At 64.4% G+C, this 22,069-nt stretch carries 17 protein-coding genes; 10 read left to right on the forward strand and 7 right to left on the reverse strand.

The annotated features are described in order from the left end of the window. From hypF to GX414_10790, 4 genes are all read left to right on the forward strand, one after another. Positions 1 to 2,150, forward strand: a 2,150-nt coding sequence (hypF, locus tag GX414_10775) for a carbamoyltransferase HypF (GenBank protein ID NLI47577.1), incomplete at its 5' end; no start/stop codon positions are given. After that, entirely contained in the window at positions 2,141 to 2,386 is a 246-nt protein-coding gene (locus GX414_10780) for a HypC/HybG/HupF family hydrogenase formation chaperone (GenBank protein ID NLI47578.1), read from the forward strand. The genes hypF and GX414_10780, both read left to right, overlap by 10 nt. Beyond that, the gene (gene hypE / locus GX414_10785) at positions 2,364 to 3,404 is read left to right on the forward strand and encodes a hydrogenase expression/formation protein HypE (GenBank protein NLI47579.1); all 1,041 of its coding nucleotides are present in this window, start codon (positions 2,364 to 2,366) and stop codon (positions 3,402 to 3,404) included. The genes GX414_10780 and hypE overlap by 23 nt, the downstream gene beginning before the upstream one ends. Before the next feature lie 58 nt (positions 3,405 to 3,462). Then, positions 3,463 to 5,196 (forward strand): AMP-binding protein, encoded by a 1,734-nt coding sequence (locus tag GX414_10790; protein ID NLI47580.1) that lies wholly within the window; start codon positions 3,463 to 3,465, stop codon positions 5,194 to 5,196. A 94-nt stretch (positions 5,197 to 5,290) separates the two neighbouring features. Here GX414_10790 and GX414_10795 read toward each other — a convergent pair whose 3' ends face one another. Beyond that, a complete protein-coding gene (locus GX414_10795; protein NLI47581.1) occupies positions 5,291 to 7,147 on the reverse strand; it encodes a hypothetical protein in 1,857 nt (618 codons plus the stop codon). 262 nt (positions 7,148 to 7,409) lie between these two features. Here GX414_10795 and aroA point away from each other — a divergent pair, with 262 nt between their 5' ends. The 4 genes from aroA to GX414_10815 are packed head-to-tail and all read left to right on the forward strand — an operon-like array spanning position 7,410 to position 14,426. After that, positions 7,410 to 8,717 carry a 3-phosphoshikimate 1-carboxyvinyltransferase gene (gene aroA, locus GX414_10800; GenBank protein ID NLI47582.1) on the forward strand — a complete coding sequence of 436 codons (1,308 nt, stop codon included), beginning with the start codon at positions 7,410 to 7,412 and terminating at the stop codon, positions 8,715 to 8,717. Further along, the gene (aroC, locus tag GX414_10805; GenBank protein NLI47583.1) at positions 8,714 to 9,796 is read left to right on the forward strand and encodes a chorismate synthase; all 1,083 of its coding nucleotides are present in this window, start codon (positions 8,714 to 8,716) and stop codon (positions 9,794 to 9,796) included. The genes aroA and aroC overlap by 4 nt, the downstream gene beginning before the upstream one ends. A 55-nt stretch (positions 9,797 to 9,851) precedes the next feature. Next, positions 9,852 to 12,215: a hypothetical protein gene (locus tag GX414_10810; GenBank protein NLI47584.1), complete on the forward strand. Its 2,364-nt coding sequence runs from the start codon at positions 9,852 to 9,854 to the stop codon at positions 12,213 to 12,215. Positions 12,216 to 12,275: 60 nt separating this feature from the next. After that, entirely contained in the window at positions 12,276 to 14,426 is a 2,151-nt protein-coding gene (locus GX414_10815; GenBank protein NLI47585.1) for an RNA-binding transcriptional accessory protein, read from the forward strand. Here GX414_10815 and GX414_10820 read toward each other — a convergent pair. Both GX414_10820 and GX414_10825 read right to left on the reverse strand, forming a co-directional pair. Beyond that, positions 14,404 to 14,970 (reverse strand): hypothetical protein, encoded by a 567-nt coding sequence (locus GX414_10820; GenBank protein ID NLI47586.1) that lies wholly within the window; start codon positions 14,968 to 14,970, stop codon positions 14,404 to 14,406. The genes GX414_10815 and GX414_10820 overlap by 23 nt on opposite strands. 23 nt (positions 14,971 to 14,993) lie before the next feature. Further along, on the reverse strand, positions 14,994 to 15,338 hold the full coding sequence (locus GX414_10825; GenBank protein NLI47587.1) for a hypothetical protein: 345 nt from the start codon (positions 15,336 to 15,338) through the stop codon (positions 14,994 to 14,996). Positions 15,339 to 15,456: 118 nt separating this feature from the next. On the opposite strand from GX414_10825, the gene GX414_10830 reads away from it, so the two are divergent. Both GX414_10830 and dsbD read left to right on the forward strand, forming a co-directional pair. Further along, a complete protein-coding gene (locus GX414_10830; GenBank protein ID NLI47588.1) occupies positions 15,457 to 15,939 on the forward strand; it encodes a hypothetical protein in 483 nt (160 codons plus the stop codon). Then, a complete protein-coding gene (gene dsbD / locus GX414_10835) occupies positions 15,936 to 17,831 on the forward strand; it encodes a protein-disulfide reductase DsbD (GenBank protein NLI47589.1) in 1,896 nt (631 codons plus the stop codon). The genes GX414_10830 and dsbD overlap by 4 nt, the downstream gene beginning before the upstream one ends. Positions 17,832 to 17,924: 93 nt before the next feature. Here the strand turns inward: dsbD and GX414_10840 are convergent, their stop codons facing one another. Genes GX414_10840 through amrS form a run of 4 tightly spaced genes read right to left on the reverse strand, consistent with a single transcriptional unit; the run spans position 17,925 to position 22,036 of the window. Beyond that, complete coding sequence (locus GX414_10840; protein NLI47590.1) at positions 17,925 to 18,344, reverse strand: hypothetical protein; 420 nt, start codon at positions 18,342 to 18,344, stop codon at positions 17,925 to 17,927. A 7-nt stretch (positions 18,345 to 18,351) separates the two neighbouring features. Continuing rightward, positions 18,352 to 19,746 carry an FAD-binding protein gene (locus GX414_10845; GenBank protein ID NLI47591.1) on the reverse strand — a complete coding sequence of 465 codons (1,395 nt, stop codon included), beginning with the start codon at positions 19,744 to 19,746 and terminating at the stop codon, positions 18,352 to 18,354. Beyond that, on the reverse strand, positions 19,743 to 21,029 hold the full coding sequence (gene larA, locus GX414_10850; protein NLI47592.1) for a nickel-dependent lactate racemase: 1,287 nt from the start codon (positions 21,027 to 21,029) through the stop codon (positions 19,743 to 19,745). The genes GX414_10845 and larA overlap by 4 nt, the downstream gene beginning before the upstream one ends. Next, positions 21,026 to 22,036 (reverse strand): AmmeMemoRadiSam system radical SAM enzyme, encoded by a 1,011-nt coding sequence (amrS, locus tag GX414_10855; protein ID NLI47593.1) that lies wholly within the window; start codon positions 22,034 to 22,036, stop codon positions 21,026 to 21,028. Before amrS ends, larA begins: the two co-directional genes overlap by 4 nt. Positions 22,037 to 22,069 lie beyond the last annotated feature (33 nt).

Below are 22,069 nucleotides of genomic sequence, written 5' to 3' on the forward strand. Positions count from 1 at the left end.
GAGCGACCGACGATCTGACGACTTTTGTGGACCGCATCCCGGCCGAGGCGCCGCCGCTGGCGCTGGTGGATCACCTGGAGTGGGCTGACGCACCGCTCCTGGGTGGCTCCGGATTCGAAATCGTAGCCAGCTCGAAAGAAGGCGCCGCGACCACTCTCGTCAGCCCGGATGTGGCGACCTGCGCCGACTGCCTGCGGGAACTGATGGACCCCGGCGATCGGCGACACCGCTTCCCCTTCATCAACTGTACGAACTGCGGTCCCCGCTACACGATCATCCACCGGCTGCCGTATGACCGGCCGGCCACCACCATGGACCGTTTCACCATGTGTCCGGCGTGCGAGGCCGAGTACCGGGACCCGACCAACCGGCGGTTTCACGCCCAGCCCAACGCCTGCTGGAGCTGCGGACCGCGCGTCGAGCTCTGGGACAACCAGGGGCTGTTCATCCCCTGCCACGACCCCATCGAGTTGGCCGGTCGGCAGCTCAGCGACGGCCGCATCGTCGCCGTCAAGGGAATCGGCGGCTTTCACCTGGCCGTGGATGCACGCAACGAAGAGGCGGTGCAGACGCTCCGGCGGCGCAAGCGGCGCGACGAAAAGCCGTTTGCCCTGATGGGTGCCTCGCTGGCGGCGCTGCGCGAGATCGTGGAGCTGACACCGGATGCGGAGGTGCTGCTCCGCTCCCCGCAGCGCCCCGTCCTGCTGTTGCCCAAGCGTCCCGGCGGCCCGCTGGCGACTGCGATCGCACCCGGCAACCGCGATCTCGGGGTGATGCTACCCTATACGCCCATCCACCACCTGTTGTTCGCCGATAGCGACGCGCCCTGGCTGGTCATGACCAGCGGGAACTTTTCCGAGGAACCGATCATCATCGAAAATCGTCACGCGGCTGAGATCCTGGCGCCGATCGCCGATTATTTCCTGGTGCACAACCGGGACATCCTCGTTCGCAACGACGACTCGGTCTGCCGCAGCTTTCGGAACCGGATCTATTTCATCCGACGCTCCCGTGGCTATGCGCCGGCACCGATCAAGCTGCTCACCAGTTATCCCAGCGTGCTGGCGGTGGGCGCCGAGCTCAAAAACACCATCGCCGTCAATCGCGGGGAACACGTGTTCCTGAGCCAGCACATCGGCGACCTGGAGAATGCGGAGGTCAGCGCCAGTTTCGAGCAGGCCATCCAGCGGATGCAGGAGCTGTTCGATATCACCCCCGCGCTCATGGCCTATGACCTGCATCCCGAGTACCTGTCCACCAAGTATGCCAAGAACCGGCGGGGTGAACTGCCGCTCTACGGCATCCAGCATCATCACGCCCACATCGCCGCCTGCCTGGCGGAGAACGGCGAGCGCGGACCGGTAATCGGCCTGGCACTCGACGGCACCGGCTACGGTCCCGACGGTCGAATCTGGGGCGGTGAGGTGCTGGTGGCCGACCTGCGCGATTACGAACGTGTCGGTCATTTCCGCGAAGTCGCCATGCCCGGCGGAAGCCGGGCCATCCGGGAACCGTGGCGGATGGCCGTCAGCTACTTGCATCATGCGCTGGGCCCCGGTTTCAGCGAGCTTCCGCTCCCCTTCCTTTCCGATATCGCGCCGGACAATCTGCGGCTGGTGGTCCAGATGCTCGAACGGCGGATGAATTCCCCGGAGACATCGAGCTGTGGACGTCTCTTCGACGGATTCGCCGCGCTGTCCGGTGCCCGACAGCGCGTGACTTTCGAAGGCCAGGCGGCCATGGAGTTCGAGATGCTCTGCGACGAAGCGGATGACGGGCCGCCGTACCCGTTCCCGTGCGCCGACGGCGTCATTGAAATCGCGCCGGCGGTGCGCGCCGCCACGGACGACGTGTGCGCCGGGGTCTCCGCCGGCAGAATCAGTGCGCGTTTCCACCACGGCCTCGTCCGGCTGTTCACCGACCTGTGCCGCCGGTTGTCCGCCGAACGCGGGATCGCCACGGTTGCTCTCTCCGGGGGTGTCTTCCAGAATCTGTGGCTCCTCAGCCGGCTCAGCACCGAATTGCAGGACGCCGGACTCCGTGTCCTCCTGCACCACCTCGTGCCCTGCAATGACGGCGGCATCGCCCTGGGGCAGCTGGCGGTTGCCGCGGAGCGCCATGTGACCGGGTGGGAGGAACCATGTGTGTAGCAGTCCCGATGCAGATCGTCTCGATCCCGGCAGCCGACCGCTGCATCGCCGAGATCGGCGGGATCAGCCGGGAAGTCAGCCTGATGCTGCTGCCCGACGCCGCCGTGGGCGATTACGTGATCGTCCATGCCGGCTTCGCCATCGAACGGCTGGACGAGGAGGAAGCCATGCGCACCCTCGAATTGTTCCGGCAACTGGGTGACATCCTCGCGGATGAGCCGACCGGCCATGAATGACCAGTCACCCACCGACATCGTGCTGCTGGCACACGGCAGCGGCGGCCAGATGTCGCACCGCCTGGTGACGGAGTATTTCCTGCCGGCTTTCGCCAATCCCGCCCTAAATCTGCTGGAGGACAGCGCACCCGTTGACGCGGACGGTGCCCGACTGGCGCTGACTACCGATTCGTACGTCGTGGACCCGCTGTTCTTTCCCGGCGGGGATATCGGCCGGCTCGCGGTGTGTGGCACCGTCAACGACCTCGCGGTGAGCGGCGCGCGGCCTCTGGCCCTGACCGCCGGCTTCATCCTCGAAGAAGGCCTGCCGCTCGCCGATCTGCGCCGCATTCTGGAATCCATGCGGGCGGCGGCGCTCGAGGCCGGCGTCCCCGTCGTGGCGGGGGACACCAAAGTGGTGCCACGGGGCAAGGGCGACAAAGTGTTCATCAACACCGCCGGTGTTGGTCTCCTGCCGCCGGGGCGAGAGGTCGGCGCCCGGCGCGCCCGCCCCGGCGACGCCGTGTTGATCAATGGGCCTGTGGGCGACCACGGCATCGCCGTCATGCTGGCTCGCGAAGGTTTCCAGGTATCGGAGGAAGTCCGGTCGGACTGCGCACCGTTGTTCACCCTGATCGATCCGCTGTTCCAGGCCGGTCTGCCCGTGCATGCGATGCGCGATCCCACCCGCGGCGGTCTGGCCACGGTCTTGAACGAAATCGCGTCGGCAGCGTCCGTCCGCATCGAGGTCGACGAAGAGTCGGTGCCCGTTCGACCGGCGGTGTTCGGAGCGGCGGAGATCTTCGGCTTCGATCCGCTCTATCTCGCCAACGAAGGCAAGGTGGTATTCTGCCTGCCCGAGGAATGTGCCGGACCGGCGCTTGCACTGCTCCGAAGCCACCCGCTGGGGACCGCCGCCGCCATGATCGGCCGCGTGCTCGACTGCCCGGACCGACCCACCGTCACTCTTCGGACAGCGATCGGCGGCGGGCGGGTGCTTGACATGCTCGTCGGTGAGCAGCTGCCCCGCATCTGCTGAATTGCGAAACGCGGTAGTTCTGGTAGAATATAGAAAACTCGGCCCGATGAGGTTCAAGGTGCGCAAACTGGAAGACAAGTTCTATCCCGTCGAGCCGTTCAAAGATTTCCGGGAAATGCTCCTCAACAGCCGCCAAAAGTGGGGCACGCATCCCGCTTTCATGGAGAAGGTGGACAACGAATGGCGGCCCACGACGTTCAACAAACTTTTCTATTCCGTGATGTCACTGGGCTGCGGCCTGCGAAGCCTGGGCATGAATCGGCAGATGAATGTGGCATTCGCTTCGGAGAACCGCATCAATTGGTGCATCACTTATCTTGCGGTCGCATGCGGCAACGCCGTCTGCGTCCCCATCGACAAGGAGTTGAAGAGTCAGGAATTTTTCCACATCCTCTACACCACCCAGACGGAGATTTTCGTCGGCTCCCAGAAGTACGTGGACATGGTGCTGGAGATGACCGGCTCTCTGCCCCACCTGCGCCATATCATCAACATGGACGACCGGGCGGAAAACTCCATGGTGCTGAAATTCACGGACATTCTTCATGACGGCAGTCGCCTGTTCGACAAGGATGCCTCCGATTATCCCTACACCGTGATCGAACCCGACCTGCCCACCTGCATCCTCTTCACATCCGGCACCACCGGCACGTCCAAGGGTGTGATGCTCAGCCAGAGCAACATCATCGCCGACCTCCGCGCCATGCTCCAGGTCATTCCCATCCGCCATCCCGAAGTCTTCCTCAGCGTCCTGCCCCTGCACCACACCTATGAATGCACTTGCGGATTTCTGGGCCCGGTTTCCCACGGCATGACCGTGGCGTTCGCTGAAAACCTCAAGCGCATTCCGGATAACCTGCAGGAGGTCCACGCCACCATCCTGCTGGGCGTGCCCCTGCTCTACGACGCCATCTACCGCAGGATCATGGAGCGGATCGCCGAGAAGGGCATGACCAAGTTCCGCATCGGCAAGGGCATCGCTTCATTCACCGAGCGGCTGTTCCACAAGAACATCCGCCGCCAGGTGTTCAAGGCGCTGCACGAGCGGTTCGGCGGCCGCCTGAAACTGCTCATCAGCGGCGGCGCCGCGATCTCCCCCGAGATCACCCGGGGGTTGCGGGAGCTCGGCCTCACCGTCATCCAGGGTTACGGCCTGACGGAGACGTCACCCGTCATCACCCTCAATCGTGTCCATAACTTCAAGGATGATTCCGCCGGCCTGCCTTTGCCGGGCGCAGAATTCAAGATCGACAACGGCGAGATCTGTGTTCGCGGCCCCATGGTGATGCTCGGTTACTACAACAATCCTGAAGCCACGGCCGAGGTGATCGTCGACGGGTGGTTCCATACCGGTGACCTCGGATTCATCGACGCGGACGGATTCCTGTTCATTCAAGGGCGCAAGAAGGCGGTCATCGTCACCGCCAACGGCAAGAATGTCTATCCGGAGGAGATCGAGTACCAGCTCAACCGCAGTCCGTTCATCCTGGAATCACTGGTCTGGGAGGGACCTGACGCTCATAAGTACTGTGAGGAGGTCCACGCCATCATCGTGCCGGACATCGCCTACTTCGACCAGTACCTGACGAAGCAGGGCAAGAAAATCAGCGAGCACGAGGTTGAGGAGATCCTCAAGCAGGAAGTCCAAAAACAGTGCAGCCGCCTGGCCAACTACAAGCGGGTTCAGCGCTTCACCGTCCAGTGGGAGGAGTTCGAGAAGACGACCACCCGCAAGATCAAGCGCTACCTGTACACCAGCAAGATCCGACCGGTCAGCGGCAAGCACGAATAGTCAGCGCCGCTTGTACCACTCCACGTAAACCACAACGCGGGACGGATGATCCGTCCCGCGTTGTGGTGTGGAAACCGCTCGAGGCGATGATGGTTCAGTAGTCGTCGCAGGTCTCGGCGTTGGCGGCCGTGTCGTAGGTCCAGCCGGTCAGGGACACGGTGTTCACGCAGAAACCGAAACCGCCGATTCCGGTTTTCGACGCGCTCGAGATGACGGCGACTCCGGAGGAGTTGGTCACGGCGCTGGCGCTGGTGGTGAACCAGTCGGAGAAGGCTCCGGCGACTGTGGCGCCGGCAACCGGGCTGCCGCTGGCGTCGACGATGGTCACCGTGGCCACGCCCGTGTACTTGGAGCCCTTCTTCTTGGTTGTCAGGACGATGGACTGGACATGCATCTTGGAACCGTTGCCCGATGATGCATTGAGCCACTGAGACACGCTGTTGAAATAGGAGGCGAAAGCACCGTCCACGGTGGCGTTGTTGATCTCGTCGCAGACATCGTTCAGGTTGGTGCCGCACGCGCCGGAGAGTTGCCCCACCACCTGGCCGCTGGCATTGAGCACCGGCGAGCCGCTGCTGCCGCCTTCGGTGGCGCCGATCACGTCGCGGCTGTAGATCCAGCTCCCACGGGGCCAGCTGCGGCAGGTGCCGGCGCTGGTGTTCACCGTGTGGGTGGAAAACGCCTGAGGCGCTCCCTGCGGATGAGAGATCCGGTACAGGGCCGCACCGTTGGTATTCGCTATCGGCGTGCTGTTCCAGCCGAGGAACACGCTGCCGGCCGGAGGATTCTGGCTCAACTGCATCAGGGTGTAATCGCCGGTTTTGTTTGTGCTGAGGATGGACGCACCCAGGGTGCGAGGCACTTCACCCACCGGATCGTAGCAGGCGCTCCGGCAGGTAGACGTCCGGAACTGCCAATAGCATTCCAGGCTGGCGGCTTCACTGGAACGGCTGATGCAGTGGTTGGCGGTGAGGAAATAGGGAATCTGGGTGGAGGGGTCGGTGTCAGCCAGCAAACCGCCGGAGCACATATACATGTATGCCCCGGACACAAACAGCATATGAGCCACGGCATCGCGGGCTTCCTCGATGTGCGCATAGTCGCTTGAGCTGTAGCACGTCGCATCCTGCACGCAGGCGGCATTGAACGAGCAGAAGCTCTTGTCCGGGAACGTGTCCAGCCGCTGCAGGAACGGGAGGAGGAATTTATGGCCCAGGTGGGCGACGTCGGCAACGGTGAAATTGACGGCCTGGATATCCTCCATCGAGATGCGGCCGTACAGGCGGAGTTGCAGGAAGGCGGCGGAGCCGCTCACCGAATTGGTCCAGAAATCGCCGGTGTCGGAGGGACCGCGTCCGGTGTACGGTCCGAAGGCTTCGCCATCCATATTATAGATGTACAGCTCGGCGCCCTCGGGCAGTGAGAAGTCGGACAGATGAATGCGCAGGGCGACCGCGCCATCTGACACGACCTGGGCGGTCCAGACGAATCCGCCGTCCGTCATCCAGCGGACGGCACCGTTGGCGCCGATGCCGCCGTTGCGGGAGACGGCCCGCGGGGAGAAGCGGGAAAAGTCCGCTCGAACGCCCGTCGGTTTCACGACGCCCACCCGCTCCTTGCGGGACGCGTTGGTGTCGTCGCCTGCGCATGTCTCACAGATGTAATTGTCAACGGCCTGAAGTTCCTCGTCGGTCACCAGCACCCGGATGATGGCGCCCAGGCGGATGGCGGCCTGTTCAGCCACCAGACGGTCGTAGCGCTCGGCCTGTTCGAGAAAGTACTTGTCCACATCCAGGTGTCCCGGAGACCGCTCGCTGAATGTTTCAACGTGGACCGGCTGCTCCGCCTGTCTCGTCATCGGCTCCCGGTGGATGACGGTCCCGGCGAAGACAGCCATCGTGAAGGCCACCAGTGCCACACAGAGGCAAACGGAACGAAGCGAATGGTTCATGGGCTAACCTCGACAAAATAGAATGTGACAAAGATCACAACGCATCTGTGCATGGAGTATGGTATTAATCCAGCCGTACGAAATTTTATTATTTCAATTCTGTTACATGTGTAGTGATTTCATCACGGAACCGAATGCGACGTGACTCTTCATTTCGGACCCGTCCGAATATTGTTGCAATTACAGATACTTGGACGTAGATTGGCTCCAACACTCCGGCGCAATGGGATGATCCGGCCGGCAGAATTTGGAAACTTAATTAATGCGCGTCATCACCGGGATCAAGCAGCCTTTCGTAGGCGAGGTGTTCGCACCACCCGACAAATCGGTCACGCACCGCGCGCTGCTGCTGGCCGCCGAAGCCGATGGGACGTCCCTCATCCGATCTCCTTCGCGAAGCGCCGATTGCCAGGCGACCATAGAGTGTCTGCGTGCGCTGGGAGTCGGGATCCAGCTGCGTCATGGTCACCTGAGGATTGATGGACTCGGCCTGGGGGCTCTCCGGGCGCCGGCCCGGAGCCTTTATGCCGCCAACTCCGGAACCACCATGCGCCTGTTGGCGGGTATCCTGGCCCGACAGCCGTTCGATTCGATTCTCGACGGCGACGCCTCACTGCGACGCCGTCCCATGGAGCGGGTGGCGGAACCGTTGAACGCCTTGGGGGCCTGCGTGAGCACCACGCGAGGTTTCCCGCCCGTCCACATCGCCGGGCGTTCGCTCCGCGGCGGCCGCGTGGTGCTTCAGACGCCCAGCGCCCAGGTCAAATCAGCGGTGCTCCTGGCCGGGCTGGGTGCGGCGGGGGTCACGCGCTGCCGCGTGCCCGTCCTCTCCCGTGACCATACCGAAAGGCTGTTCTTCCGGCTGGGCCTGCCGCTAAAGAGCAACAACCTAGAGCTGCACGTGCGTCCCGTTGACCGAATCCCAGCGTTCGAGATGCGGATCCCCGGCGACCCGTCCGGGGCGGCGTTCCTGGCGGGAGCCGCCGCTGTGATCCCCGGTGCGACGGTGCGGATCCACCGGGTGGGGCTCAACCCCACGCGTACCCTCTTCTTCCGCTACCTGGAACGAATGGGAGCCGAGATCGCCTGGTCGCCGGATGCACCGGACCCCTGGGAGCCCGGCGGCACGCTGACCGTACGCGGCGCGGATCTTCGGGCTGTCCGGGTCGACCCGGCGGACGTTCCTCTGCTCATCGACGAATTGCCGCTCCTGGCTGCGTTGGCCGCCGTGGCCCAGGGAGAGACATCGGTTCGCGGCGCCGCTGAGCTGCGGGTCAAGGAGTCCGACCGGATCGCCGCCATGGCAACCGGGTTGCGGCGCCTCGGAGCCGGTGTCGAGGAGCATCCGGACGGTTTTTCCATCGAGGGCGGCTCTCCGCTTCACGGCGCCGACGTGGACGCGGCCGGCGATCACCGCGTGGCCATGGCGTTCGCCGTGGCGGCGCTGGCCGCCGTCGGCATCACCCGCATCCGCGGCGCCGAGTCAGCCGCCGTGTCGTATCCAGGTTTTTTTGATGTCCTGGACCGGCTCACGGCCGGATTTTCCCCCCACCGAGGTGAGATCACATGAGCAGCTCGTTCGGCCGGATTTTCCGGGTCACCACGTTCGGCGAATCACACGGCCCGGCCATGGGCTGCGTCGTGGACGGCTGCCCGTCTCGTCTGCCCATCACGGCCGAGGAGATACAGGTGGAGCTTTCACGCCGCCGTCCCGGCCTGCCCCACACGTCTCCCCGCCCGGAACCAGACGCGGTGGAGATCCTGTCCGGCGTCCACGACGGCTTGACCCTGGGTACGCCGATCCTGCTGCTGGTGCGCAACCGGGCGGCCCGAAGCGAGGACTATGCTGAGCTCCAGCACATCCTGCGCCCGTCCCACGCGGATTACACCTACCTGGCCCGCTACGGTATCCGCGATCCGCGCGGAAGCGGCCGCGCCTCGGGCCGTGAAACGGTGGGTCGGGTCGCCGCCGGCGCCGTGGCCGGCAAGCTGCTGCGCCGGGCGGGCGGGATTGAAGTGGTGGCCAGTGTCCGGTCGGTGGAAACGATCGAAGCGGCGATTGATCCGAACACCGTCTCCGAGACCGACGTGTATGCGAGCCCCGTCTTCTGCGCCGATCCCCGGGCGTCGGCGGCCATCGCCGAGCGGATCGAGGCGGTGCGCGCCGAGGGGGACTCCGTGGGCGGCCGGATCGTCGTGGCGGTCCGCGGCGTCCCGGCCGGACTGGGCGACCCGGTATTCGACAAGCTGACCGCCGATCTGGCCAAGGCGATGCTCAGCATCCCCGCCTGCCGCGGGGTCGAGTTCGGGACAGGCTTCGCCGCATCCCGCATGCGCGGCTCGGAGCACAACGACCCATTCATCATGCGGGACGGCCGGGTGCGCACGACGACCAACCATTCGGGCGGCATCCAGGGCGGCATTTCCAACGGCGAGACGATCGTGTTCCAGGTGGCCTTCAAACCCACCAGCAGCATCGCCCGTCCGCAGGCGAGCATCACCGTCACCGGCGAGCCGGCCACCGTGACGGTGAAGGGCCGCCACGATCCCTGCATTGCGCTCCGGGTAGTCCCGGTTGTGGCGGCGATGACGCGGCTGGTCCTGGCCGACCACTGGCTGGAGCGGCGCGCCTTCCACGTTGATCTTTAAGTGGCGTCTTGATACACTTGACATTCATCTCAGGCGAAGCTGTCGAGGGTTGGCCATGAAACGGATGGCGGCAGGTTTGGTTCTGATGATCGCGCTGGCGGTGACGGTGGCCGCGGCGGATTCGTTCCGTATCACCGCAGTGGATCTGCTGGACACGCTGAAGCTGGACATCAACGGCGCCGGGCCGCTCCTGCTGTGCGCCGATCCGCCGCGTAACCGGATCGTGCTGGCCAATACGCTCACCGCGTCGGTGTCCGTCATCGACGGTGCGACCCACGCCGTCCGCAACCTGCCCATCGGCAACCGCGTGCCCCAGTGGCTGAAGAGCGAGGCGCTCGCCGTCAATCCCCGCGACGGAGCCATCTATGTGATCGGCGAGCGGTCGCTGCATGTGCTGCCGCCGGGACGGGCATCCGCTGTCACCCTGAACACCGGCGAGCAATATGAGTCGCTGGCCGTCGACGCGACCTCCGGTCGCGCCTTGCTGGCCAGCCGGGCCAGCGAGGACCTGGTGCTGGCCGATCCAGCCGACGGCAGCGTCCGCCGGATCCGCTGGGCTTCGGGCATCGAGCCGTTCGGCAACCTGAACATGACCCCGCCCCCGCCCGTCCGCAAGGTTGTGGCCGATCCGCAGCTCGGCCGCTTCGTCGCCGTGGACGGCGCCGCCGCGGCGATGTACCTGGTGGACCCGCAGAGCGGTCAGTTGGGTCCTCGGCGCGACCTGCCGCTGACCGCCGGCGGACGCTGGCACCTGGGCGGATACGATCCTGCGGCTCACACCCTCTACCTGGTGACGGAAACTGCCCAGCGCAAGGTCATGCAGGCCGCTCGGATCCGGACCGATGCCGCCGGCGAGCAGGTCGTGCCCCTCCCGGGTCTGGCCGAAGGAGTAGGCATCACCTGCAGTCCCGGCCGCGACGAATTGTACATCGCCTACGACAATGACCCGGTACTGCACGTGATCGACTTCAAGGCGGCCGGCACGGTCACGGAAGTGCCTCTGCCCGCTTTCGGCAACGACGCCGTCGCCCTGGACGCCGAGGGCGGCAAGCTGTACGTGGCCAGCTGGGCCTACGGCGAGGTGGACCGGATCGACCTTGTGGAACGCCGGTTGGAACGCCGGTACAAGGACATGGGCGTCATCCCCCACATGTTTGGCCTGGCTTGGAATCCGGTGAGCCGGCGCCTCTATATCCCCATCGGGGCGACCGCGGTGAACGGCTCATTCGGAGCGGCGCTCACCGTCCTGGATCCCGACACCGGCACCGTCGCCAAGGTGCGGACAGGCTGGGCACCGGTGGATCTGACCTGGTCCGAAGCGCGCGGCGCCATGCTGGTGGTGAACTCCGAGGATGAGCTTGCCGAGGTCTTCCCCGACGGCAGCTACTGCCTGCACGCTCTGCCCTGCACCTACCCCACCAGCGCCGGTCCGGCTCCCGGCGGCGACGTCTACGTGGCCTACGGTCCCCACCAGTCATACTGGCCGGTGGTGTACATCTGGGGCGCTAAAAACGGCCTGCTGCGCATCCGCACCGAAGACATGACGTTCGACGACCGCCGCCTGCCCCGTCAGGTCCATGAGATGGCGCTGGACCGGAACGGGGCCGTCCACCTGCTGCAGAACTGCTGGGGCAAGGAGAAGCAGTTCATCACCGTCCTGCCCGATACGGTACGCGAGTTTTCTCCCCAGTTCCGGGTGGAACTGGAGGGCGAATACGAACGAGAAAACACGCCCCGGTTCCTGCGCCACGACCCGGCGCGGGACTGGCTGTATGTGGCTCGCGATGCGGAAACCGACGACGGACACGGCTCGTTCTACATCGTGGAGGCCCGGTCCGGCAAGACGCTCCATCGCCTGCACACCGGTCCGACTCCCGCCGACTGCGCCTTCGACGACCGCCGCATCTACGTGGCCGATTTCGGCGACCGGGCGGTCCACGTCATCGACAAGGACGGATTCGCCGGCCGTCGCATCGCCGCCGGCGAACAGCCGCTCCGGCTGGCCATCACCGGCGACTGGCTCCTGGTCCTGAATCACGCCGGTCGGTCGTTGAGCCTCGTGAACCGGCACACCCTGGCCGCCACGGAGATCGCGGTGCCCGTCGACGGGCGACCCGACAACCTGGCCGGCTTCGGCGACACCGCCATCCTGACCGCGCACGGGCCGGACGCGCTGGATATCCTCGCGTTCGATCCGGCGACCCGTTCGTTCCAAACGATTTACCGTTTCCAGTACCCGTTCGGTGACGCCCGCATGGATTCACGCAACGTGGCGTTCTACCTGGACGGCCGTTTCGGCGACGCCATCTTCGATATCAGCCGGATCCGGACCGACCCCCGCGGTCGAGTCTGGGTCAGCGATTTCCTGTCCGGCCACGTGTTCATCCTGGAGCGGGCTCCCGTTGCCGGCGCCCGCTGACGGCATGCACAAGGCCTGGGCAGAGGATTTCACAAATCTTCACACAACGGGTTTGATCGTATGAAAGCACGCATTGTGGACTACCTGATCGCCGAGTTCGACCAGCTGAAGCCCTTCCAGATTGAAAACACCATCCAGCTCCTCAACGAAGGGTGCACTATTCCGTTCATCGCCCGGTATCGCAAGGAAAAAACCGGCGAGATGGACGAGGTTCAGATTCAGTCGGTGCGCGACCGCCACCAGTATCTGACCGAACTCGAAGAGCGGAAAAAAACGATTCTCGAAACCATTGACAAGGCCGGCAAACTCACCCCGGAGCTTCAGGACAAGATCCTCAAGTGCATGAAGAAGCAGGAGCTCGAGGACCTTTACCTCCCCTACCGGCCCAAGCGGCGCACCCGCGCCACTATCGCCCGGGAGAAAGGGCTGGAGCCCCTGGCGGCGTTCATCCGGGTCTACCGCGATCCGGAGGCCGACATCGCCACCATTTGCGCGCCCTACCTGTGCGAGGCGCGCGGCGTGACCAATATTCAGGACGCGTTGCAGGGCGCCCAGGACATCCTGGCTGAAGACATCTCGGAAAACGCCGACTACCGCAAGTTCATCCGCCGGATCTACGCCGCCGAGGGTCTGATCGCCTCCCGGCTCAAGAAGGACGCCCCCGAGGAGCGCACCAAGTTCGAGATGTATTACGACCACAGTGAACCGCTTCGCACGGTGCCATCGCATCGCTTTCTGGCCATGCGACGAGGCGAGAAGGAGGGCGTGCTCAGCATCGAACTGTCAGGTCCCGATGAACGCATCCTCGAAGTGCTGGGGAAATTTTGGATCACCGACCCGCAATCCTACTTCGCGCCCCTGCTGACCGAGGCGCTGGTGGACGCCTACAGCCGGCTGATGCTCCCGTCCATCGCCCTCGAACTGCTGCTCGAGATCAAGGGCAAGGCGGATGACGAGGCCATCCTCGTGTTCGAAAAGAACCTGCGCAACTTGCTGATGCTGCCGCCCGGCGGCGACAAGGTGGTGATGGGCATGGATCCAGGCTTCCGCACGGGCTGCAAGGTCGCGGTCGTGGACCGGACCGGCAAGTTCCTGGAGGAAACGACCGTCCACCCGGTGGAACCCCATCATCGGGTTCAGGAAGCGGAAGCGGCGCTTCTGCCCCTCATCAAGACCCACGCGGTCGAGGTCATCGCCATCGGTAACGGGACCGCGTCACGCGAGACGTTCCTGTTCGTGCGGGAGATGCTTAAAAAATACGAGTTGGAAGGGACTGTCAAGATCGTCGTGGTCAACGAATCCGGGGCATCCGTCTACTCGGCTTCCGAAGCGGCCCGAACGGAATTCCCCGACCTCGACGTGACGGTCCGCGGCGCGATCTCCATCGCCCGGCGCTTCCAGGACCCCTTGGCCGAGCTGGTCAAGGTGGATCCCAAGTCCATCGGTGTCGGCCAGTACCAACACGACGTGAACCAGCGCAAACTACGGAACAAGCTGGCCGAAGTGATCCAGTTCGTGGTCAACCAGGTGGGCGTGGAGCTCAACAGCGCCTCCACGTCGCTGCTGGCGTACGTCTCGGGCGTCACGCCGGCCCTGGCTAAGGCCATTGTGGAACGCCGCTTTCAGGAAGGCCCGTTCACGTCGCGGGACGAGCTGCGGCAGATCCCCCGCCTCGGCGAGAAGACGTTCCAGCAGGCGGCAGGTTTCCTGCGCATCCGCGGCGCCGCCAACCCTCTCGACGCCTCCGCGGTCCACCCCGAAAGCTACGCCATCGTGGAGCGGATGGCCGCGGATTTGGGCGTTTCCGTCAGCGCGCTCATTGGCAGCGACGAGCTCGTCCAGCGGATCGATTTGGAGCGCTACTGTTCCGACGAGGTCGGACTGCCCACCCTGCGGGACATCGTCGCCGAACTTCGCAAACCGGGGCGCGATCCCCGGTGCGAGGCCGCCAGCTTCGAGTTCGAGACCGACTACCGGGACATCACCGATCTCAAGGAAGGTCTCGTTCTGTCCGGCATCGTTACCAACGTCACCGATTTCGGGGCGTTCGTGGACATTGGCGTTCATCACGACGGTCTCGTCCATGTTTCGCGGATGGGCCGCAAGGTCAAGAACCCGTACGACGTGTGTGCAGTGGGTCAACGGATCACGGTGAAGGTGGTCGGAGTGGACACCGAGCGGAAGCGGATCAGCCTGAGCTTGGCACAGTAGCCGGCGCCGCCGCCACAACCGCCCATGCCTTGAGCCGACCGCGGCTCAGCACCTTGTCACCGGTGGGCACTGCGTGGTTCCCGCCGCCCACGAGGCAAAGGTAGAACACCAACTGGCTGTCCTGACGCAGGTGATCCAACAGGTCACGGCGTTTGAGATACCGGGGGATCCCCACGGCGGCATAGAACGAGTCCATCTTACTGGTGCGCTCCACCCCGGCCGGATCCGTGACGTACTGGGTCGGGGTGACGAAGAACACCGGATGGCCTGCGGATTGCTCCTCCAGCACGCTCCAGATCCGGAACCGGGTGCGCTGCAGGTGGTAGACACAGCGGGCCAAGGCCACCGCCTCGCCCACTTGGATGTCGAAGGGGTGGGTTTCGAGCGTCAGCTCCTCGGCGTCGTCAGGCAGGGGCTCCGCCGGATTTGGGTTGCCGACGTAACCTTTCTTATAGGCGTAGACGGCGCCGCCCACGGCCAGACCCCCGACACCGGACCAGATCGCCAGCGACTTCCAGTTTTTTTTCAGGAACTGCTTGATCATGGATCACCTCGTGGTCCGGTGGTTCACTGGACTTCGCCCGGCAGGTGGAACGATCCGGGCAGCAACTCGGCAACGGCATTACCCAGCCTGGCCATCAGGGCGTCGCGGATGGATGCGACACTACGGGTGCCTTCGTCCAGAGCGATTTTCTCCACCCGGTGCATCGGGAAGAAGGTGGTGGTCAGGAGCGGCAGGGGGTCATCCGCCGGCCCGCCCCGATCCAGCCAGTCCTGCACAGTGCTCAAGTCGGTTCCGGTCAGCCAGATTCCCACGGATGTGTTCCGGTAGAGAATGCCCCAGTATTTCTCCCGAGGACCGTTCAAATAGACGACGGCGAACACCAGGTTGGGATCATCGAACAGATTCATGGGGCGCATTGTACCACAAAAATGGCAGTGCGCCTTGTCTTCCCTACTTGCGCCGGAGGCCGGGTTTCGTTAAACTCTGGACGGTTTTCGGCATCCCAACCGGGTAGAAGGTGCGGCGATGACGGTCCAAGTTAGAATATTCGCGTTGCTGATGTTTGCCGCCGGACTTTGTCTCCCGCTGCCGGCCGATCCGCAGGCCGGCCAGGACGACAAGTCGCGCAAACCCGCACCCGTGCTTATTCGAGACGATCAGACGCAGCAGCCGGATATGGAAATCCCCGCGGATGAGACGGTCGAACCCGATCCCATCAAGGCGGAACGGGCGTTTGAGGTGGCCTGCTACTACGTCAAGCGGAAGCAGTACGACGCCGCGATCATGCGCTTTCGCGAAGCGGTCAAATACAAGCCTGATTTTGCCGAGGCCAAGTGGCGCTTCGTGGACACTCTGATCCGGAAGAAAGACTGGCGCAATGCCGTCGAGTTCGCCAAGGGTTACCTCGCGGATCCGAACATGAAAGACTTCGTCCAACGGCTGTCCGCCCTGAAGACCGAGGCGGAGAAACATCTGGCCGCCACCCCAGCCCCTAAGGAGAACGAATGATCGCCCGCTGTCTCATCACCGGTGCCATGCTCCTCGTCGCGTCCGGCCTGTACAGCCCGGCGCAAGCCGAAAACTATTTTCATTTCAAACTCATTCCGGAAATACTATCGCTGAGCCGGGGCGCCGACGCCCAGCTGGTTCTCGAGATCCGGACTGATGACGGTTATTATCTTTACAAAGACATGTTGGCGATCAAGGCCGCCGGGCCGGCCGGCGTGGAACTGGGCGCGGCGGTCTTTCCACCGCCCCACATCAAATTCGACCCGGCGAGCGACATGGAACGGGAGATTTACGAGGGCACCAATCGGTTCCCCATCTCCCTGACCGCCGGCGACAGATCGCCGGCGCGCGGCCTGATCACGGTCACCGTGGACTACCAGGGCTGTTCCAAGCTGATCTGCTATCTGCCCGCCACGACCAAGCTGGAAGCCGAAATCGTGGTTACAGTCGGCCCGGCGTCAAACCGGGCGCAAGCACCCCCGGCAACCCAGCCGGTGCCGTCCCGTGAACCCGACCCTTCGGTTGCGGTGGCGTCGCCGGCCAGCCCCGCCATTCAGGAGACGGATCTGCCGAAGCCGGCTCCCGCGCCGACCTCGCCATCCCCTGAGACCACCGCGCCGTCCGAGGCCGACACCATCCGGGACATGATCGGCCAGAGCCATCTGCTGGCGTTCCTGTTCATCTTCGTCTACGGGATCGGCCTGAGCTTCACCCCGTGCGTCTACCCCGTCATTCCAATCACGGTAAGCGTGTTCGGCGCCCGCGGCGCCGAGACCAAGTTGAAGGGCTTCCTGCTGTCGCTGGTGTACGTGCAGGGGATTGCCATGATCTACTCGGTGCTCGGCGTCGCCGCGGCCTTGTCAGGTGCCGTGTTCGGCCAGCACATGAGCAATCCGTGGATCGTGGGCGCCATCGTGGCCCTGTTCTTCGTCCTGGGCCTGTTCATGGCGGGCGTGTTCCAGTTCAACCTCCCCTCGTCGGTACAGACGAGGGCCGCGCAGGTGGGCGGCAAGGGTTTCGTGGGTGCCTTCACCATGGGGCTCGTGTCCGGCGTGATCGCGGCGCCCTGCACAGGACCGGCGCTGGCGGGCGTGCTGGCCTACGTGGCCACCACGCGCGACGCGCTGCTTGGCTTCCTGCTCTTGTACACGTACTCCATCGGATTCGGTTTGATCTTCATGGTGCTGGGCACCTTCTCCACCCTCATCCAGAAGATCCCCAAATCCGGCGCCTGGATGGAGATCGTCAAGGGTATCTTCGGGGCGGCGATGTTCACCGTGGGCCTCTATTTCCTCAAAGACATCGTGCCGTCTCTGCAGCTCAATTTCCTCAGCCGCGACGCCCTCCTGCTGGCCGGCCCGCTGCTCGTAGTCATCGGGTTCCTGTCACGCGGGCTGCGGCATGACCTGCACGGGGCCAGTTGGCGCCAGATTCTGCACAAGAGCTTCGCCATCGCCGCCCTGACGGTGGGCGCGTTCGCCTTCGTTATGGGCGCCATCCGCCCGGCTGAACCGCCCCGCACGGGCGGTGTCGGCAACGAAGCCGGCGTGGCCTGGCTGCACGACCTCGACACGGCCCTGGCGGCCGCCCAAGAGTCGGGGAAACCGGTGATGGTTGACTTTTACGCCGACTGGTGCGCCGCCTGCAAGGAACTGGATCTGTACACCTGGTCCGATCCGAAGGTTCAGGCCGAGCTCCGTCGGTTCGTCGTGGTAAAAGTGGACATGACCCGGCCCTCCCCCCACGATGCCCACTACAAATCCACCTATGGAATTGTCGGATTGCCGGTGGTGGCGTTCCATGATTCACAGGGCCGGCTCCTCGCCGCGCCCCGTGTCACCGGCTTCGTGGCGGCGGAACCTTTCCTGAAACTCATTCAGGATGTCCGCTGAGCGGAACCAATGCCTGCAGCGATCCCGGACAGCCGTTCGGAGGTCGGCAGCCGTTCCGAAATATTCGCCCGTGGAAGCGGAGTCGCGCCCGCCTCAAGCCTTGGACGCAGCAGGGCGCTCAGCCTTGCGGCGCCCCTGCTTCGCCTGCTTGGGTACCAGCTGGTAGCGCAGTTCCATTTCACTGGAGATCTTGTAGATGTGGGGGAAGCGTTCCCCTTTCTCCGCCCGCTGCAGGATTTCGGCCTTCTTGATCATGACCGGCTTGCCGGCCGTGTCGATCACCAGATACACGTCTTCTTTCACCACGCGTAACACCTCCAGATAGAATTGTCGCTCGTACCGCCCCGGATGCCGGATCAGGTAGGCGTCGAGCCGCGCCGTGAATGCGTCGGCGTTGGCGCGCAGAAAATCCTGGAACACGCGGCAGCGGCGAGCCGACGGACAGTTCAGCCGGCAGACCAGCGTGTCCTTGAAATGCTTGAACTTGGGACAGTAAACGGTCTTGTGGTCCATGTGCCGGTCAGGACTCGTCGGGGAATATTTTGCCGGGATTGAGGATGCCGGCGGGATCGAAGGCCTGCTTGATCCGCCGGGTCAGCGCCAGAACGTCCGGCGCCAGATTGTAGCGGATGTACCGTTTTTTTGCCAGTCCGATGCCGTGCTCGCCGCTGATGGCGCCGCCCAGCGCCACGCTGGCTTTGAAAATTTCCTCGACGGCTTCCAGCGCCCGTTTCACCTCGTCGCGGTCCTGCCGCTCGGCCAGCAGGTTCACGTGGAGATTGCCGTCGCCGGCGTGCCCGTAGCAAACGATGGTCACCTGGAACCGCGCGGCAATCTCCTCAATCCGGCGCAGGATGCGTGGCATCTCGCTTCGCGGGACGACGATGTCCTCGTTGATCTTGAGGCTCTTGAGGCGGGTGATAGCGGGCGAGATGGTGCGACGGAATTCCCAGATGCGCTCCCGCTGGGCGGCGTCGGTCGCCTCCAGCGCAATTTGCCCGCCGTGCGCCTTGACCTGGTCCAGCAGCCGGATGAAATCCGCCTCGACGTCACCAGGTTTGCCGTCGATCTCCACGAGGAGCAGCGCCTCGGCGTCGGTGGGTATGCCGTAGTGCAGGACGGCCTCCACCGCCCGGATGGATGGCCGGTCCATCAGCTCCAGCGCCGTGGGGATGATCCGCGCGCGGATGATGCCGGCCACGGCGGCGCCCGCGTCCTCCACCGATGCGAAGGCGATGAGAAGGGTCCGGCGCACCTCGGGGAGCGGCAGCAGTTTGAGGGTGAGCTGGGTGATGACCGCCAGCGTTCCCTCCGAACCCACCAACAGCCCCAGGAGGTCGTACCCCACCACGTTCTTGACCATCTTGCCGCCGGCGGAACAGACAGTCCCGTCCGGGAGGACGAAGCGCGCACCGAGCACGTAGTGTTTGGTGACACCGTATTTCACCGCGCTCAGACCGCCTGCGCATTCGGCCACATTGCCGCCCAGCGTCGAGGTGTTGGCGCTGGCCGGATCGGGTGGATAGAACAGACCGAAAGGCTTGACGGCGTCCTGAAGGTGCTGAGTGACGACGCCCGGTTCGACGACGGCCACCAGATTGTCGGTGTCGATTTCCAGGATCCGGTTCAGCCGGGTCATGGCCATCACGATGCCGCCGCAGGCGGGAACGCAGCCGCCGGTCATCCCGACACCGGCGCCGCGCGGCGTCACCGGTATCCGATGGTGCTGACACAGCGCCATGACGCCGGCCACTGCCGATTCGTCCGGCGGGAACACCACCAGCTCCGGTCCTTCGGGCGCCGGCTCGTTCATGGCGTCCAGCGAGTAACAGATCAGCGTCTCGGGGGCGTCGGCCACGTGCTCGGAACCCAGCAGGTGGCGCAACGCGTGAGTGAACGGTCTGGGCAGGGTCATGCGCGCGCTCCGGCGGCGAAAAACGTCAGGGCGCCTTCGGGCACCACCAGTCCACGATACCCCTCGGGCAGTCCGTGCAGCGCGGTTTTCAAGGCTGCCGCCAGCGAAGCCGCCGGTACGAGACCCGTCGCCGACACCTGCTCTGTCGGCAGCTCCGAGATCAGGTGGATGTGATACCGCCTGGCCTTTTCGAACAGGGCCAGAGCGGTCTGGCCGTTGATGACGTAGTTGCGGATGAGTTCCTCGCGGAATTCCCGCTCGCTCCGAAATCGGAACCAGGGGAAGAAGGTGGGGTGCCCCATCCCTTCCGGACAGGCGGCAAGGACCACCATGGTTCCGCCCGGTCGGAGCGCATGCCGTGCCATCTCAATGGCCTTGTGAGACTGGATGAGGTTGATATCGCGCGGGTGGCCGCCGGCGCTCACGATGACCACGTCCGCCGGTTCGTCCAGCGGGATAGTGTGCCGCGCCAGGTAGCGTCGGCACGCTTCTTCGTGCGAGGCGATGGCGTGGCCGCAAACGCACTGGGCCACGGCGCCGGCGGCGGTGGTCAGGGCGTTGATCGCAAACACGCGCTCCAAGCCCACCAGCCGCAGCGCCGCCACCATGTCCTCGTGGACCGGGTTGCCGTTCAGGACGGCGGTGCCGACGCCGGGGTGACGTCCGGAGCCGTCGGGTTTGAAAACCAGGTTGTGGTTGAATGTGATGGTGGTCTTGGCGGCCAGGCCGGGCAGCAGGCTTTTTCTTCCCCCGGTGAAACCGGCAAAGTAGTGAAAACCGATTCCGCCGATCACCACGATCGCGTCGGCCTCCGCCACCGCCCGGTTCAACCGGATGGTGTTGCCGGAGGGAGTGCGTCCGAAATCCGCCAGTTGTTCGTCGTCCTCGGCGTCGTGCACGAGGATATTCGCCCCTGGGAATGCCGTGGTCGGCACCAGCCGCCGGATCTCCCCCGGCGTCGGTGGACGATGGATGCCAGTCGCGATGATTATCCTTATTTCTTCGTATTTTATATTGTAGTATTTAAAGTATTTTGACAGAGCATCCAGGATGATTTCCGAGCCTGTCCTACGGGTAGCGTCGGAGACCACGAGCAGTGGGCGGCGGCGGCCGGCGAGAAACGCGGCGAGGGACGGACTATCCATCGGACGGTCGCAGGCCTCGACGAAGTGTCCCGCCAGATTGGGTGCCGTTTCCATGGGGGGAAGCGCCGCCACTTGGAAGCGCCGGTCCGGCAGCTTGCCGGTGACCGTGTGGCGGTGATATTTTAACGTGACGATCATCGGCTGAACACTCCCGGCAGGCGCGTCTGGCACGAGGGGCAGCGCCCGTCCTTCAATGCGTTCTGGACGATCTCGAAGCCCACCCGCTGGATGAGCATCCGGTTGCAGGAGGGGCAGCGCGTGCTCTCCTCGGGATGGCCGTAGACATTGCCCACGTAAACGAACTTCAGGCCGACCTGACGTGCTTCGGCACTGAGCTTTTCCAGCGTGGCCACCGGCGTGGGCGGCAGATTCTGGAGCTTGTACATGGGGTGAAAACGCGTCAAATGCAGCGGGACCTGGTCGCCGAGATTCTGGCGGATCCAGCGGAACATCTTGCGGTTTTCCTCCAAGTTGTCATTGAGCGTCGGGATCACCAGCGTCACCAGTTCCAGCCAGATGCCGGCTGCGGCGATCGCCGCCAGGGCGTCGAGGACCGGCTTGAGATGTCCGCGGCACACCTTGGCGTAGAAGTTCTCGGAGAAGCCCTTGAAATCCACCTTGATGGCCGAGAGCACCGGGATGAGCTTGCGCAGCGGCTCGATCTGGATGTATCCGTTGGAGATCATGACACTGCCGATCCCGAGCTTGCGGGCTTCCGCGGCCACGTCGTACATATACTCATAGAACACCACCGGTTCGGAGTACGTGTAGGCGACGGTGGGACTGGCGTACTGGCGCGCCAGCGCCGCCACGCGCGTCGGCGGCAGATCCACGCTAGGCACCTGCTCCGGCCGGAACTGGGAGATCTGCCAGTTCTGGCAGTACTGGCATTCCATATTGCAGCCGGAGGTGGCAATGGACAGCGCCGAGGTGCCCGGCAGGTAGTGGAACAGGGGCTTCTTCTCAATGGGATCGATGTGGGTGGAGCAGACCTGGCCATAAGCCAGCGTGTAGTACTTCCCGCCCCGGTTCTCACGCACGCCGCAGGTGCCGCGCTCCTGGTCGGCCACCACGCACTCGTGGGGACAGAGCTTGCAGCGCACTTTCCGGTCGCCCAGCGGCTCCCAGAAGCGGGCCTCCCGCACCTGCGGCACCGCCCCGCTCCTGAACTTCAATCC

The sequence above is a fragment of the Acidobacteriota bacterium genome, assembly GCA_012517875.1.
Classification (GTDB): Bacteria; Acidobacteriota; JAAYUB01; order JAAYUB01; family JAAYUB01; genus JAAYUB01.

What these genes read in the sequence shown, in the direction of transcription:
- GX414_10780 (NLI47578.1), top strand. Translation starts at nt 2,141, where the DNA reads ATGTGTGTAGCAGTCCCGATGCAGATCGTCTCGATCCCGGCAGCCGAC.
- hypE (NLI47579.1), top strand. Translation starts at nt 2,364, where the DNA reads ATGAGCCGACCGGCCATGAATGACCAGTCACCCACCGACATCGTGCTG.
- GX414_10795 (NLI47581.1), bottom strand. Translation starts at nt 7,147, where the DNA reads ATGAACCATTCGCTTCGTTCCGTTTGCCTCTGTGTGGCACTGGTGGCC.
- aroA (NLI47582.1), top strand. Translation starts at nt 7,410, where the DNA reads ATGCGCGTCATCACCGGGATCAAGCAGCCTTTCGTAGGCGAGGTGTTC.
- aroC (NLI47583.1), top strand. Translation starts at nt 8,714, where the DNA reads ATGAGCAGCTCGTTCGGCCGGATTTTCCGGGTCACCACGTTCGGCGAA.
- GX414_10810 (NLI47584.1), top strand. Translation starts at nt 9,852, where the DNA reads ATGAAACGGATGGCGGCAGGTTTGGTTCTGATGATCGCGCTGGCGGTG.
- GX414_10815 (NLI47585.1), top strand. Translation starts at nt 12,276, where the DNA reads ATGAAAGCACGCATTGTGGACTACCTGATCGCCGAGTTCGACCAGCTG.
- GX414_10820 (NLI47586.1), bottom strand. Translation starts at nt 14,970, where the DNA reads ATGATCAAGCAGTTCCTGAAAAAAAACTGGAAGTCGCTGGCGATCTGG.
- GX414_10825 (NLI47587.1), bottom strand. Translation starts at nt 15,338, where the DNA reads ATGAATCTGTTCGATGATCCCAACCTGGTGTTCGCCGTCGTCTATTTG.
- GX414_10830 (NLI47588.1), top strand. Translation starts at nt 15,457, where the DNA reads ATGACGGTCCAAGTTAGAATATTCGCGTTGCTGATGTTTGCCGCCGGA.
- dsbD (NLI47589.1), top strand. Translation starts at nt 15,936, where the DNA reads ATGATCGCCCGCTGTCTCATCACCGGTGCCATGCTCCTCGTCGCGTCC.
- GX414_10840 (NLI47590.1), bottom strand. Translation starts at nt 18,344, where the DNA reads ATGGACCACAAGACCGTTTACTGTCCCAAGTTCAAGCATTTCAAGGAC.
- GX414_10845 (NLI47591.1), bottom strand. Translation starts at nt 19,746, where the DNA reads ATGACCCTGCCCAGACCGTTCACTCACGCGTTGCGCCACCTGCTGGGT.
- larA (NLI47592.1), bottom strand. Translation starts at nt 21,029, where the DNA reads ATGATCGTCACGTTAAAATATCACCGCCACACGGTCACCGGCAAGCTG.